The organism is Staphylococcus sp. HMSC62B09 (assembly GCF_001839115.1).
In the GTDB taxonomy this organism is placed as follows: Bacteria; Bacillota; Bacilli; order Staphylococcales; family Staphylococcaceae; genus Staphylococcus; species Staphylococcus haemolyticus.
The window spans coordinates 1-245 of record NZ_KV840166.1 but is presented as its reverse complement, the minus strand read 5'-3'; the positions used below and the strand labels follow the sequence as shown (position 1 = coordinate 245).

At 42.0% G+C, this 245-nt stretch carries 1 protein-coding gene; it reads left to right on the top strand.

Going from position 1 to position 245, the window contains the following annotated elements:
• A partial coding sequence (locus HMPREF3265_RS10940) for an E domain-containing protein (protein ID WP_176746628.1) occupies positions 1–245 on the top strand: 245 nt, incomplete at both ends.

Sequence of the window (245 nt, the reverse complement as noted above, 5' to 3'; positions counted from 1 at the left end):
GGTGAACCAACAACAGAAGTAACAAAAGAACCAGTAGATGAAATCACACAATTCGGTGGAGAAGAAGTACCACAAGGTCATAAAGATGAGTTCGATCCAAACTTACCAATTGACGGTACAGAAGAAGTACCAGGTAAACCAGGCATCAAGAATCCTGAAACAGGTGAAGTAGTAACACCTCCGGTTGACGATGTCACAAAACATGGTCCAAAAGCAGGCGAACCAGAGGTTACTAAAGAAGAAAT